The 13,471-nt window shown below is 44.2% G+C and carries 13 protein-coding genes; 4 read left to right on the forward strand and 9 right to left on the reverse strand.

Features of this window, described 5'->3' with window-relative positions; genetic code table 11:
* Window positions 1-10: 10 nt before the first annotated feature.
* A complete protein-coding gene (locus KJS58_RS01485) occupies window positions 11-2,233 on the reverse strand; it encodes a hypothetical protein (protein WP_213529830.1) in 2,223 nt (740 codons plus the stop codon).
* Between the two features lie 802 nt (window positions 2,234-3,035).
* Between KJS58_RS01485 and KJS58_RS01490 the strand changes: the two genes are divergently transcribed.
* The 3 genes from KJS58_RS01490 to KJS58_RS01500 all read left to right on the forward strand — a co-directional run bounded on the left by KJS58_RS01490 (window position 3,036) and on the right by KJS58_RS01500 (window position 5,359).
* Window positions 3,036-4,277 carry a DNA polymerase IV gene (locus KJS58_RS01490; protein ID WP_213529832.1) on the forward strand — a complete coding sequence of 414 codons (1,242 nt, stop codon included), beginning with the start codon at window positions 3,036-3,038 and terminating at the stop codon, window positions 4,275-4,277.
* A complete protein-coding gene (locus KJS58_RS01495) occupies window positions 4,274-4,609 on the forward strand; it encodes a YolD-like family protein (RefSeq protein ID WP_213529834.1) in 336 nt (111 codons plus the stop codon). Before KJS58_RS01490 ends, KJS58_RS01495 begins: the two co-directional genes overlap by 4 nt.
* A gap of 75 nt (window positions 4,610-4,684) precedes the next feature.
* Entirely contained in the window at window positions 4,685-5,359 is a 675-nt protein-coding gene (locus KJS58_RS01500; RefSeq protein WP_213529836.1) for an SOS response-associated peptidase, read from the forward strand.
* Window positions 5,360-5,524: 165 nt separating this feature from the next.
* On the opposite strand, the gene KJS58_RS01505 is transcribed toward KJS58_RS01500, so the two are convergent.
* From KJS58_RS01505 to KJS58_RS01520, 4 genes are all read right to left on the reverse strand, one after another.
* Window positions 5,525-5,812, reverse strand: a complete 288-nt coding sequence (locus KJS58_RS01505; RefSeq protein ID WP_213529838.1) for a stage VI sporulation protein F — start codon at window positions 5,810-5,812, stop codon at window positions 5,525-5,527.
* Window positions 5,813-5,901: 89 nt separating this feature from the next.
* On the reverse strand, window positions 5,902-7,947 hold the full coding sequence (gene recG / locus KJS58_RS01510) for an ATP-dependent DNA helicase RecG (RefSeq protein WP_213529840.1): 2,046 nt from the start codon (window positions 7,945-7,947) through the stop codon (window positions 5,902-5,904).
* 15 nt (window positions 7,948-7,962) lie between these two features.
* Complete coding sequence (locus KJS58_RS01515) at window positions 7,963-8,823, reverse strand: DegV family protein (RefSeq protein WP_213529842.1); 861 nt, start codon at window positions 8,821-8,823, stop codon at window positions 7,963-7,965.
* Window positions 8,824-8,847: 24 nt separating this feature from the next.
* Window positions 8,848-10,629: a DAK2 domain-containing protein gene (locus KJS58_RS01520; RefSeq protein ID WP_213529844.1), complete on the reverse strand. Its 1,782-nt coding sequence runs from the start codon at window positions 10,627-10,629 to the stop codon at window positions 8,848-8,850.
* 332 nt (window positions 10,630-10,961) lie between these two features.
* On the opposite strand from KJS58_RS01520, the gene rpmB reads away from it, so the two are divergent.
* Entirely contained in the window at window positions 10,962-11,150 is a 189-nt protein-coding gene (gene rpmB, locus KJS58_RS01525) for a 50S ribosomal protein L28 (RefSeq protein ID WP_047910965.1), read from the forward strand.
* A gap of 136 nt (window positions 11,151-11,286) precedes the next feature.
* On the opposite strand, the gene spoVM is transcribed toward rpmB, so the two are convergent.
* From spoVM to rsgA, 4 genes are all read right to left on the reverse strand, one after another.
* The gene (gene spoVM, locus KJS58_RS01530) at window positions 11,287-11,364 is read right to left on the reverse strand and encodes a stage V sporulation protein SpoVM (RefSeq protein WP_091159225.1); all 78 of its coding nucleotides are present in this window, start codon (window positions 11,362-11,364) and stop codon (window positions 11,287-11,289) included.
* Window positions 11,365-11,532: 168 nt separating this feature from the next.
* Window positions 11,533-11,793 carry a hypothetical protein gene (locus tag KJS58_RS01535; RefSeq protein ID WP_160033586.1) on the reverse strand — a complete coding sequence of 87 codons (261 nt, stop codon included), beginning with the start codon at window positions 11,791-11,793 and terminating at the stop codon, window positions 11,533-11,535.
* Between the two features lie 2 nt (window positions 11,794-11,795).
* The gene (gene rpe, locus KJS58_RS01540) at window positions 11,796-12,458 is read right to left on the reverse strand and encodes a ribulose-phosphate 3-epimerase (RefSeq protein WP_213529846.1); all 663 of its coding nucleotides are present in this window, start codon (window positions 12,456-12,458) and stop codon (window positions 11,796-11,798) included.
* A 2-nt stretch (window positions 12,459-12,460) separates the two neighbouring features.
* A complete protein-coding gene (rsgA, locus tag KJS58_RS01545) occupies window positions 12,461-13,372 on the reverse strand; it encodes a ribosome small subunit-dependent GTPase A (protein WP_213530259.1) in 912 nt (303 codons plus the stop codon).
* Window positions 13,373-13,471 lie beyond the last annotated feature (99 nt).

Raw genomic sequence — 13,471 nt, forward strand, 5'->3', positions numbered from 1 at the left:
GTATCCTCCTTTATTTTTGCTGCATTTGTAATTCTGAGTATGTTTCTTTCATGAGATCATAGCTCTTTTTAAAACGTTCACTATAATTCACAGTTTCCCATGGGTCCCATGAATAAGCCTGAATGTCTTGTATATCAAATGTATCCTCTTTGCCGCCAGGCCAAGATACGTTACCGCTGCTAAGATCAGTCAACCAAGGGATCAGCCGAATTCCTTCCGTTGTTACCGTCTGAAATTCCTTATTTTCTGTTAACGGGCTGTAATCAATGACCTGTAGTGAACTCGGATCTCCAAAACCAAGCAGCATCCACGGAATGCGGACCTCTATTTCTTTCCCTTCGTACTGCCAAAGGGTTAGTGAATCGTAATCAGCAGCATCGGGATTTGTCGAGCCCCGGTTTAACAGGCCTACAACTTCATCCATATAAGGGTGGGCATATTTGGTATCAGGCGGATTCATCAACAGACTGATGGCCAGCTTCCAAGGAACAAATGACGGTGTATCCTTTGTCTGTTCCTCCAGCATCCAATAGCCTTCCGGTCCATATAATCGCTGGTTAAAGTCATAGCTTTTCGCGATAGCTACTTCTGATTCCTTATCCTTGCCTATTGTAATCAGCGTTTCCAGATCTCCGCCTTTTAGTGTTTTATCTGGAAGAGATTCAAGCGGCTGATTGCCGCCAGGAAGCGTATCTGTACCGATATTCAACTTCGTCTTAGATGGATCAAATGGTTCATCGAGCGTAATCCCCATATATAGATAAGCTTCATCATGAGTTAATTGAATACTCTCGATGCCTTCTGTATCCCCTTGCCAAAGCTTAATTTGTTCAGCGGGAAGCGTGGTCCACTCATCCAGTTTCCCATCGATAAACAGCTGGTTTTGTTTGCCTGCTTCCATGGCGAGAATACCGAACATTTTCTCATTCGTGAGTACGTTCAGCCAGTAAGCTTTACGATCTGCAGGAATTTCGAATGGCATCGTATTCCACGTCTTCTTAAACCACTCATCCTGCCACATGAAGAGAACAGCTCCGGCATATCCTTCATCAAAGATATCCTTAGTTAGCGACTGGTTAATCTCGCCCTGTTCCTGCTCATTATGTCCCCCTTGATCTTTCCCTCCGGGACCATAATGGGATATTCCGAGAGAAGACGGAACTCCGTATTCTGTAATCATTATAGGTAGATCGGGAAACTCGGATTTAAGCTTACGCAAGTACGCTTTATACGTGTTGTATTCCCCTTGTTCATCTTTTATCGTCTGCAGCGTTTTGTCTGTACGGAAGAAGTCTGGATAATAAGGATAGACGTGATAGGCTGCAAAATAACCGCCTTGCCAATTCACAGGCTCAATATGTCTCGCATCTACGCTTACCAAATCTTCTTCAAATAGAGGTTCTCCTGGATGTTCAAGCACATCGGTTGTAACCCAGTTGGTAAAAGTTAAGGGGTGTTCCCATCCGTATTTCTGTTCTTCCTTTGCTACTTCATCCAGCAGCTCAGCAAGCCAGTTCTCGAAGGGGCTTGCCTCTTCGGTACCTGAAAAGTGTTCACCGGCATAGCGAGGATGATCCGAATACTTGTTATTTGTTTCCTTTACCATCTCTGGGTCCCACTCGGTACCCAGATGCCATGCTAGCAGATACTGGCCTACATTCGCTCTGTACTTACCACTCGATTCTCCATTCACATGCGGGATATCCGCATCTCCATACACTGCCGATACTGCTTTTTTTATTTCTGCTTTAAATTTTTCTTCAATTCCTTCGGCAAAAGCGTCCCTTTGCTCAATCAGTTGTTCTTCTGGTGACCAGATCCCTTGCATGAAGTACAGCGGGTGTTCCTTGCCTTTGTTATACTCTGCGAGCGCTGAATAAAACACGGGCTGATGAACCGTATAGATGCGGATTACATTTGCGCCCAGATCTTCAATCTGTTGAAACCATCTAAGATAATCTTCTTTTACTAACGGAAATTCACCTGGGTAATGACCTGGTTTCGTTGAACCCAGGTTAACCCCCTTCACAAACAGTTCTTGCCACTTTCCTTCCTGGCTGTATTGTAAGAACTGATTGCCTTCTGTTTTGAATTTCAGTTTCGTTCCGTCTTCTGCTGTAAAAGTATTTTGTGCTGGCTTCAAGTATGAGTATGCTGCCCATCCTCCACCGCCAAAAATAAGAATGCCAATTAAGATGCCTACAGCAAATCGTTTTCTCTGTCGTCTGCTCATGGTTTCCTGGTTCGCTCCACTTCTAAAATCATTCTTAGTCATCGTAAGGCAAAAACGAGTTTTGCAATGCCTCCCTTTAATTTACAGATTGCCTGCAATGCAGAATCGGATTCTGTCGTTTGGCGAATGTCTGTAACTTCTCTATTAACTATATCGCCAAGCTTTCCCTTTTGTAACTAGGCAAATGGAAGGAAAGATAGATTGGATAATATTGCCCAGTTTCAAATCATGATCCTGGGTTTAGGGTCCGATCATCCTAAAAATCAAACTTTCTTTTTACTGCTCTGTCTACACCAAAGCAACACCTGAACTTCTCTTCAATAATCAAGAAAAATCCTTACTCATCAGTAGTTACAGCTCTGTTTTCCTCCCCCTCTGCCTATATAATGTAACGCATGTAATCACCTAAAGTTGCTATTTGTTTACAATTTTAACCATAGTTATTACAAAATTGATACTATAGTCCGATATCAAAAACGTGAAAAGCCTTGATATACCAGCATTCTTAAAATATCAAACTTTACAAAAAAATCGGATGGTCCTGTATCCAGGACAAATTTATTTAATTTTCCTTTACATTCTGCTTATAATCCCCTGATTTCTGACTCCCTGGTCTCAAATCACTCGCTCTTTATGTTAAAAACCGAGTCCTTTTTCCTAATTTCTAATACTTTCTGAGCATTTCAGAAAATCTCATCTCTTTTCAAAAAAATTCCGGTTGCTGTATGTATATTTCTCCGTTATTCTTATAAAATAAGAACATGTGTTCTATTACGGAACGAATGAAGAGGAGTATGGTCTTATGGAGCGGAAAAAACGTGTGATTATGCTGGCTGATTGTCAGTCTTTTTATGCCAGTGTGGAGAAGTCAGCCCATCCGGAGTATACGAGTCGCCCCCTTGTCGTTGCAGGCGATCCGGCTCGCAGGTCCGGAATCATTCTTGCCGCCTGTCCACTGGCCAAGACCTACGGAATTACAACAGCCGAGCGCCTGTCCGATGCAATTGCCAAATGCCCAGATGTCGTTGTAGTCAAACCTCGAATGGCAGAATATATCCGGGTTTCTCTCCATATTACAAGTATTTTTCAATCCTATACGGATCTTGTGGAGCCCTACAGCATTGATGAGCAATTTCTTGATGTAACCGGCAGTCTAAGGTTATTCGGTTCACCAGAAGAAATCGCCCGCCAGATCCAGCAGCAAGTTTGGCTTGAAACCGGAGTACGGGTACGGATCGGAATTAGCGATACCAAGGTCGTGAGTAAGATGGCCTGTGATTTGTTTGCTAAGAAAAATAAGACAGGGATCTATATTCTTCCAAAGGAAGATATAGCTGAGAAACTCTGGTCTATGCCCATTCGAGACATGTTTATGGTCGGCTCGAGAATGGCTCATCATTTTTATAAGATGGGTATTCATACGATTGGGGATTTAGCCCGCACTCCTCTCCCCCGTCTGCGTGACCGCTGGGGTGTCAATGGGGAAGTCTTATGGCGTATTGCGAACGGAATAGATGATTCGCCTGTAAGACCCAGTACTTTTATGCAGCAACAAAAAGGAATCGGTCATCAAATGACCCTTCCGAGAGACTACACTACATGGTCAGAGATTCGTGTTGTCCTATTGGAACTGGCTGAACTTGTTGCAAGAAGGGCCAGGGAGAAAGGACTTATGGGCCATGTTGTATCTGTCGGCTGCCGGGGAACCAACTTTGACAAACCCACCGGCTTTTCCAGACAAATGAAAATAAAGGAACCTACGCAAATTACCGCAGAAGTCTATAAAGCAGCCAGTGAATTATTCCAGCGCTACTGGGATGGTCAGCCCGTAAGAAGATTGGGTGTATCTCTTACAGAACTGATCCCTGATACGGAATATCAATTAACCTGGTTTGATAACCGGGAGCAACAACGGGAACTTGATAAAGTAACAGATGCGATCAAACGTAAGTTTGGAGACACTGCTATTATTCGTGCTTCCTCTCTTGAGCATGCAGGTCAGATACATGATCGTTCCCGCAAAATTGGAGGTCACTATCGATGAGTAAAAAATTACAACAAAACGGATTATTTGAATCCTCACGAATGATGCTTCCCGAACATCGCGAAGCTTATGTACAACATCAGCAAAAATTAGCTCCAAGGTCCCGGCCGATCCTTGATCCTCAAGCGTTCGAAGAAATGTCACGTCTGCTTGCCGAGTCGCTGATGTTAAAAGAGCCTGTGACAATCGTCCTGTTCGATGAGTGGGAAGATGTCCATCTTACCGGAACCGTTGTCAAATTTGATCAGGCAGGAAGATCGATTCGTATACAGGACCCGGCCGGATTCCATGATGTTCGAATGAGACATATTATTGATGTTCATGCTAACTAACCTGCTGAATGATAACGGGAGATTTGGTAAGGAGTCATGCGTTATACTGATACAAAAAAGGAAGGTGGGCTAACTTTGTGCGGAAGATTCACCCTAGGTGTTACGATGGAAGAATTGATGCTTCGTTATATGCTTGATGATATTCCAGAGTATATTGATTACCGCCCCCGCTATAATATCGCCCCAACTCAGCAGGTTATTGCGGTTATCCATGATGGTACTAAACGAAGAGCGGGTACACTCCGCTGGGGACTGATCCCTCACTGGGCAAAAGATATCCGCATCGGCAGTAAATTAATCAATGCCCGAAGCGAGACTCTTCTCGAGAAACCCGCCTTTCGCGAATCCTTTCTCCGTAAACGCTGCCTTATACCAGCCGATGGTTTCTATGAATGGCAAAAGCAGGAGAATGGCAAAAAAGTACCCTTTCGAATCACCATGGAAGACAAGGGTATTTTTAGTTTTGCTGGATTATACGATGTATGGATAAGCCCGGAAGGGCAAAAAGTCAGCAGCTGTACCATTGTTACCACTAAGCCGAATTCTCTTATGTCTCCCATTCATGATCGTATGCCTGTTGTCATCCCTTCAGGGCAGGAAGATCAGTGGCTGAATCGATCCATTCAGCGCCCAGAGGAAATATCCTCCCTACTTAGCCCCTATCCTGCGAATCAGATGCTGGCTTATCCGGTATCTGCTGCTGTAGGCAAGGTAGCGAATGACAGTATCGAGCTGATCTCACCGGTATAGCGGAAGTATCCTGGAGTAACTTTAAGTTTTAGATCGTTTCCAATACAAAAAGAAAGGGTGCTGGATATAACATCAGCACCCTCTTTTTTCAGTTTACCCGCACAAAACGCAGGGCCATCCTTCTAGATCGGCAAGAATCTAAACAAAGACCAGCCTGCACCCCATTCAGCGAAACATTCCCCATAGTTTAATGAGATGCAAAGTATTGTTCGGATCTATCTTTTGGTCAACCACAAATTTGACAAAACGTTCCTCATCCGCCGGCGTAAATTTCTCATTCAATATAGCAGCAGACGATTTTACCAGTCGTCTTACTTTGGCACTATTCTGAAGATCTGATTTTGTAACTCCATCAACCAGCAATTTGACTCGTTCCTTCGCTGCCGGATTTTTCATTTTTGTCTTGATTCGCTCCACCAGCTGCGGACTAATGCCATATTTTTGATAGCTCAAAGAACGTTACACCTCCCGCATATTGTAGTCCCTCATTACTATATGCGAGAGGTGCCCGTCCACTTGACCTCTATTTTATAAAACATGATTTAATCCATGATATCGCCTTGGAAAATTTGTTCCTTCTGCAAGAAACCTCGTAACGCCTCATATCCAGGAGAAGTCCAGAATGACTCACTAGATACGAGTGAAGCAGCATCATCACGGGCTACCTCAAGCACTTCAAAGTCGCTGACCATATCCGCAATTTTAAAGTCAGGCATACCGCTTTGCTTCGTTCCAAAGAAATCTCCGGGTCCCCGCAAATCCAGATCCCGCCGTGAAACCTCGAATCCATCTTCCGTTTCTGTCATAACCTTCATTCGCTCTTGGCCTATCTCTGACTTCGGATCTGCAATAAGTATGCAATACGATGCATGGGAGCCCCTTCCTACACGCCCGCGTAGCTGATGAAGCTGGGAGAGTCCGAATCGCTCTGCATCCATAATAATCATCAGCGTCGCATTCGGTACATCGACTCCCACCTCAACTACGGTAGTGGATACAAGCATCTGGGTCTTGTTCTCATAGAAAAGCCGCATCGACTCTTCTTTCTCTGACGGCGTCATGCGCCCGTGCAGAAGACCTACCTGATACTGAGGGAGAGCTTGCTGCATCGCTACATGCAGATCAATCGCATTCTGAACGTCGAGCTTCTCCGATTCCTCAATGAGAGGGCAGATCAGGTACGCTTGACGACCTTGACTCAGTTCTCGAGTAATAAAACCAATGACCCGATCCATCATATCGTGCTTCACCCAGTAAGTAGAGATTGGGATTCTCCCTTTAGGACGTTCAGAGATAGTGGATACATCAATATCACCAAAGGCCGTGATGGCAAGTGTTCTTGGAATTGGTGTAGCTGTCATCGTGAGAACGTCTGGGTTATATCCTTTACGGCGCAGTACACTGCGCTGATTGACCCCAAACCTATGCTGTTCATCCGTAACAACAAGGCCAATATCTCGGAAAAATACATCATCCTGTATAAGAGCATGCGTACCTACGACCACGTCGATAAGACCCATTTGCAGTCCCGCTAAAATCTCTTTTCGTTTACGGCCTGGTGTGCTTCCTGTGAGCAGAGCCACTTGGATATCAAAAGGAGTAAACAGCTTTTCAAGCGAGCGCATATGCTGTTCTGCCAATATTTCAGTCGGCACCATTAACGCCCCCTGAAAACCAGAACGTACCGCAGCGAACAAAGCGATGGCAGCAATGACCGTTTTACCTGAACCAACATCTCCTTGAAGCAGCCTGTTCATGCAGTGCGGAGAGCGCATATCATGCAATATTTCCAGTTCTACTCGTTTCTGAGCATCCGTAAGCTCAAAAGGTAAACTGCGAACAAACTCTCGAACGGTGCTATTGGAAACGGTATGTACGACTCCATCGCTTTTCCCTCGATTTATAGCACGAAATGCCTGCATTTTCAGTTGAAATAAAAAAAGTTCTTCGTATACCATACGTCTACGTGCTTCTTGACCAGCCTCTGGATCACCAGGCTGATGAATCAGCGCGATAGCCCGTTTACGAGGCATGAGGTTATATTTACTAAGCAGTTCAGCAGGAAGCAATTCAGGTACAAGGTCGCCATATTGCTGAAGTGCTTGGTTAATGGTTTTCCGCAGCCAATTTTGTGTCATCTTCCCGCCTATAGAATAGACAGGCTGAACAGACCCGGTACGTACTGCTCCTTTGTCTGGAAATTCAGACTCCGAGACAGTAAGCTGCATTCGTTTCTGATCCCATTTTCCCGTCAGCGTGATTTCCCGATTCGGCGTTAGCTGATCTTTCAGAAAATGACGATTAAACCATGTCGCTGAGAACATAAAATCTTCTGTCATCATCCGGCAAGTGAGTCTCGACTTGCGACCATATCGCTGCAGCACAGGTACACCCATGATTTTGGCCTGAACCGTCACTCGATCCCCATCTTTCACCTCTGTTAAAGAACGCAGACGGTAGTCCTCATAACGGAAAGGATAATACTCAAGCAAATCTTTCACGGTATAAATGCCAAAGGCGTGAAGCTCTTCTTCTTTAAGAGCACTCACGCCGCTAACTTGCTTCACCGATGTTTCTTCTAACAACATAAAGCATCCCTCATTTTATGCCGGCCATACAAAAATAGCAATCGTTCCAAAACCTACGTGGCTGCCAATAACAGCACCAATGTTCGGATAAACCACTTCACCGAGTTCAAACCGGGTTTGGATCAGTGAGATAAAAGTTTCAGCCGAGGCAGGATTGGCTGTATGACCGACAGCAATATTAATTCGTTTTCCCGCAAAGTCTTGTTCAAACATCTGAATGATGCGTTCCATAGCTTTTTTCTGGCCTCTAATCTTCTCGACAGCGTAGATAATTCCCTCATCGTCTATCGATAGAACAGGCTTAATATTAAGCAAGGTACCCAATACAGCAGAAGCTTTACCGATTCGTCCGCCTTTTTGCAAATATTCTAAGGTATCCACTAAGAAATACAGCTTACGCTGCTGATGAAGCCTAAGTACAGCGGCTTCAATCTCTTGTGCATTCTTTCCCGCCTGTGCCAGCTGTGCAGCATGTACAACGAGCAGTCCATACCCATAGCTGGCAGATTTAGAATCAATAACCGTAATCTCTGCCGTCTGCTCATCTTCAAGCATCGATTTACCAAGCAGTGCAGATTGATATGTTCCGCTCATACCTGATGATAAGTGGATCGAAACAATCTGACTGCCTGGATGATCATTCAGAATTTGGCTGTACACATTCATAAACTCGACTGGCGAAGGCTGGGAAGTGGAAGGCAGTACCTTAGCATTCCCAAGTTTCTCATAAAACGTAGCAGGACTGAGTTCAATCCCATCGAGATATGTTTCCTGATCAAATACGACTCGAAGCGGAACCACATGAATCTGATACTTCGCAACAAGTTCATCAGGAATATCCGCAGTACTATCCGTAACAATGAAAACTTGGCTCATGAAAAAGGACCCCCTTATTTATGATCAAGCTTCAACCGAGAAGAGATAAGCATAGATTGGCTGACCGCCTTCGTGTACTTCAATCTCTGCATTTGGATATTCAGCAGCAAGCCATGATGCTAGACGCTCTGTATCTGCCTCATCGGCTTCTTCACCTGACAGTATTGTAATTACTTCATCACCGCTCTCAATCATCTTGCTCAGCAGCTGCTCACAAGTAGGAACGAGACCTTCCTCCGTAGCCACAATTTTGGAATCATGAATACCAATAAAGTGTCCTGCTTTAATCTCAAGATCATCGAATACCGTGTCTCTTACCGCATAGGTAACTTGACCAGAACGAACATGAGCTATGGCTTCTAGCATATTCTCTTCATTGGACTCTGCACTTTCATCTTCCTGGAAAGCAAAAGCAGCGGAAATCCCTTGCGGAATCGTCTTACTTGGAATGACGGTAACAAGACGCTCTCCTTCTAACAAATCTCTTGCCTGTTTAGCAGCAAGAACAATGTTAGAGTTGTTCGGCAGAATAAATACATGTTCTGCGTCGATGGAATGAATGGCTTTCACAAAATCTTCTGTACTCGGATTCATGGTTTGTCCACCGGATAGAACAATATCTACTCCAAGACTTTTGAATACCTCTTCGATCCCTTGACCAGAAGAAACAGCAATAAAGCCAAATGGTGCAAGTTCATCTGCCGGCGGTATTGACAGTTCTGGAGTAAGCTCTTGTTCCGTCGGAATATCCGCAAAGAGCCCTGGCTCTGCAGCAGCATCCATACCCGCTGTCAGCAAATCACGATGCTGTTCTCGCATGTTCAGGATATGAATTTGTGTTATTTCTCCGTATTGAAGCGCTAAGTTAAGTACATCACCTGGTGTTTTGGAGTGAACATGTACTTTAATGACTTCATCATCTGAGATAATAATGATGGAATCTCCATTTACTGACAACGCTTTCCTAAAATATTCCTCATCGAATGGCGTTCCCTGTGCATCACCTAACTGACGGTTAATGAAAAATTCCATATCGTAAAGGAACTCAATATCCTCAGTTTCCAGTCTAGCTTGCGCTGTGTCAGGAAGTTCACGATGAGTGGGTGGTGCAGTTGGCATCGTTTTTGCAACAGGAGCCGGCGGAGTCATTTCCTTAGCAGGTTGAACTTTAGAATCTGTTTGGGCAGTTCCGCCAAGTAAGTACTCCATAAATCCTTCATAAATATATACAAGTCCTTTTCCGCCGGAATCAACAACGCCTACCTGTTTAAGTACAGGAAGCATTTCCGGTGTTAAGGCAAGAGTTTCATTTGCTTTTTTTAATACTTCACTCATAAGTTCAGTAATGTCAGTGGTTCGACGAGCATAATAAGTCGCATGCTTTGCCGCTTCCTTGGCAACCGTGAGGATTGTACCTTCTACTGGTTTTACTACAGCCTTATATGCGGTATCCACACCGTTCTGGAGGGCAGCAGCAAATTGAACTGTATTCAGCTCCTCATATGGGGCAGCGTAACGACTGAAGCCTCGGAACAACTGCGACAAAATCACACCCGAGTTCCCCCGCGCGCCCATTAGCAGGCCTTTCGATAAAATCCCTGCACAGCTTCCAATGGAACTAGAGCTGTTTCTTTTAAGTTCGGCCACACCGGCACTCATTGTCAAATTCATATTTGTACCCGTATCTCCATCTGGAACAGGAAATACATTGAGGGAATTGACATGTTCAGCATGCTTATGCAATTGATCCGCTCCGGCTAAAACCATCGCGTAGAAATCTGTTCCATTTAAAGAACGTTTACTCAAGTGAGAATTCCCCTTCCTAGCTTGATGCGGGAGCTTGTTCAAAAAAAGGCAGTTGCCTTCGAGAAAAGCTCTAACATCCGTTGTTCCGCTGAGTAGTGACTCAAGCGACAGCGGTCTTTCCGCAGTATTATGGACTATACCTCATTGTACTATAATCATGAGGAGAAATAAATAAAGTTTTTGTTTATGTTGACTAAGCTTTTTCTTATATGATATTATATTTAAGTATTGTTTTATGCAGGTGTATTGGATTAAGTATGGCCAAATTTGGTCTGAAGTACAACCATTGACCTTGCGGATAACGGTTACTTTCAGAATAGGAGGTGTAATCTATGTCTCGCAAATGTTATGTGACAGGTAAAAAACCGGGTAGCGGTAACCATGTTTCTCACGCTAACAACCGTAACCGCCGTTCCTGGGGCGTAAACGTTCAAAAAGTTCGCATTCTGGTGGACGGTAAGCCAAAACGCGTTTATGTTAGCACCCGTGCTCTGAAAGCCGGTAAAGTAACTCGCGTATAATCTTAGCAACGTCTATAGAATACAAAGACAAAAAGCACCTCGCCTTCTGACTAGGTGCTTTTTTCATGTCTGGATTTCGGCGACCCTTCCTATGCCAGCTCTTCTCAGCGTAAAATGAACACACCTCAAGCCGATTTTATTTCTGGAACGTGTTAAGGATCGCTTTCACAAAACCTCCTAAAAATTTTGGAAGCTTAAACGTGTAGAATTTCATACTTAACCCTCCCCATCATCCTCATGTGCTCCACCTTTTATCGTGCAAGAAGCCTTCCTATTCGCTTTAGAATCAAAACCAGGATTATACGAAAAAAGGCTACATGAGAATCGCGCTCATGTAACCATATTTATGCAGGACACTGTCTTGCTATGCCACTAGCTTTGCTTAAACCTGCGGCGGATTCATTTTTATAAAGGTATATGCCGACCATAATAAGATAAATAACAAGTAATATACGGCGGTAAAAATAACAAAAGTAATGCGAATCCCTTTTCGCTCAAACTTACGGAAAAACCAAATCACAAGAATAACACCAAGAAGCGATACGACTGCATTAATAGGAGAAGGGAGTAATGCAAAGGAACCTAATAAGGTTCCCGTAACAAGACTAATAAGCGAAGTCCACATTGCTTCTTTAAAGGTCATTTTTATCCTCCGAGGCTTTGACGTATCTCAGTAATTGCTTCTGCACGATCTTCTCTTCCAAATACAGCACTGCCAGCAACGAGTACGTCGGCTCCTGCCTCCACTACAAGCGGAGCTGTCTCCTTCGTAATTCCTCCATCTACTTCAATATGAACGTCCGCACGTCCTCTTTCTCGCAACGAACTGCGGATTTCGCGGATTTTACGTAATGTGCCTGGAATAAATGCTTGTCCTCCAAAACCAGGATTCACAGTCATAACCAGCACCATATCTACGTCATCCAGAACTTCTTGTACATGAGCTGCAGGAGTGCCAGGATTGAGCGCTACGCCTGCCATGATGCCATGTTCCTTAATCATATGAATTACCCGGTGCAGATGAACACAGGCCTCCGCATGCACCGTAATCATACCTGCTCCTGCTTTTACAAAATCAGCAATATAAAGCTCTGGATTTTCAATCATTAAATGTACATCCAGCAGGAGACTTGTGTGTGGTTTAACTGCTTTTACAATCGGCGGTCCCAGCGTAATATTAGGAACAAAATGTCCGTCCATAACATCAACGTGGATCCAGTCCGCACCAGAAGCTTCTGCTTCTGCTACTTCAGCGCCGAGGCGTGCAAAATCTGAGGATAGGATAGATGGTGCGATTTTAATTGTCATAGTTAGTACCTCCGCTTTTTGTCCTTCATTTCTTCTAAAAATTGAACGTAATGATGATATCTGCTTTCTGCAATCATGCCATCTGCTTTGGCACGAATCACTTCACAGCCGGGCTCATGCGTATGTGTACACCCTCGGAATTTACATCCGCCTGAGTATTCACGGAACTCACGGAAACACTCTCCGAGCTCTTCTACACCGATCTCAAGGAAATCCAGCTGACTAAAGCCTGGGGTATCAGCAACAAAACCACCGTTATCGAGTGGGATCAGCTCCACATGACGTGTGGTATGTTTCCCCCGGCCAAGTTTCATGCTGATTTCGTTTGTTTCAAGAGTAAGTCCTGGCATCATTGCATTTAACAGCGATGATTTCCCTACACCCGATTGTCCTGAAAAAACACTGATTTCACCCGCAAGATGTTCCTTCAGTTCGTTAAAACCAAGTCCTTCCTTAGAACTTGTACGAATGACCTCGTAGCCGATTTTCTTATAGAGTTCAATAATTTCTTTGTATTTTTGTTCGCTTTTTTCATCCACCAAGTCACTCTTGGTCAGACATATGATAGCAGTAAGACCCGCCTGCTCAATGTGTACCAAAAATTTATCAAGCAGCTGAACATTCATTTCTGGTTCTTTTAATGAAAATACTAATACGGCAAGACGTGCATTTGCCATTGGCGGCCGGATCAATTCTGTCTTTCTGGGTAAAACTTCAGTAACGGTTCCTTCTCCATTTTCAGTAAGAACGTACTTCACTCGGTCTCCTACCAGTGGGGAGATACCTCTATTTTTGAAGACCCCTCGCCCCCGGCATTGAACGGAGGATTCCGAATCGATCGGAGCTCCATCCTCTCCAAGTGGCTTAACATAATAATATCCGCTTAATGCTTTAATAATAACTCCATCGAGCATGAATCCACCGTCCTTTATACATTTCATATTGCTACGGAATATAAGAACAGGCGCCTATTCGGCGCCTGAAATGAAGAGTGTATACTCATATTTCATCTA

Origin of the sequence: Paenibacillus sp. J45TS6 (assembly GCF_018403285.1) — a bacterium.
Lineage (GTDB): Bacteria > Bacillota > Bacilli > Paenibacillales > Paenibacillaceae > Paenibacillus.

Bases quoted from the DNA above. Each gene is read 5' to 3' on its own strand.
- KJS58_RS01485 (WP_213529830.1), bottom strand. From the start codon at position 2,233: ATGAGCAGACGACAGAGAAAACGATTTGCTGTAGGCATCTTAATTGGC.
- KJS58_RS01490 (WP_213529832.1), top strand. From the start codon at position 3,036: ATGGAGCGGAAAAAACGTGTGATTATGCTGGCTGATTGTCAGTCTTTT.
- KJS58_RS01495 (WP_213529834.1), top strand. From the start codon at position 4,274: ATGAGTAAAAAATTACAACAAAACGGATTATTTGAATCCTCACGAATG.
- recG (WP_213529840.1), bottom strand. From the start codon at position 7,947: ATGTTGTTAGAAGAAACATCGGTGAAGCAAGTTAGCGGCGTGAGTGCT.
- KJS58_RS01515 (WP_213529842.1), bottom strand. From the start codon at position 8,823: ATGAGCCAAGTTTTCATTGTTACGGATAGTACTGCGGATATTCCTGAT.
- rpmB (WP_047910965.1), top strand. From the start codon at position 10,962: ATGTCTCGCAAATGTTATGTGACAGGTAAAAAACCGGGTAGCGGTAAC.
- spoVM (WP_091159225.1), bottom strand. From the start codon at position 11,364: ATGAAATTCTACACGTTTAAGCTTCCAAAATTTTTAGGAGGTTTTGTG.
- KJS58_RS01535 (WP_160033586.1), bottom strand. From the start codon at position 11,793: ATGACCTTTAAAGAAGCAATGTGGACTTCGCTTATTAGTCTTGTTACG.
- rpe (WP_213529846.1), bottom strand. From the start codon at position 12,458: ATGACAATTAAAATCGCACCATCTATCCTATCCTCAGATTTTGCACGC.
- rsgA (WP_213530259.1), bottom strand. From the start codon at position 13,372: ATGCTCGATGGAGTTATTATTAAAGCATTAAGCGGATATTATTATGTT.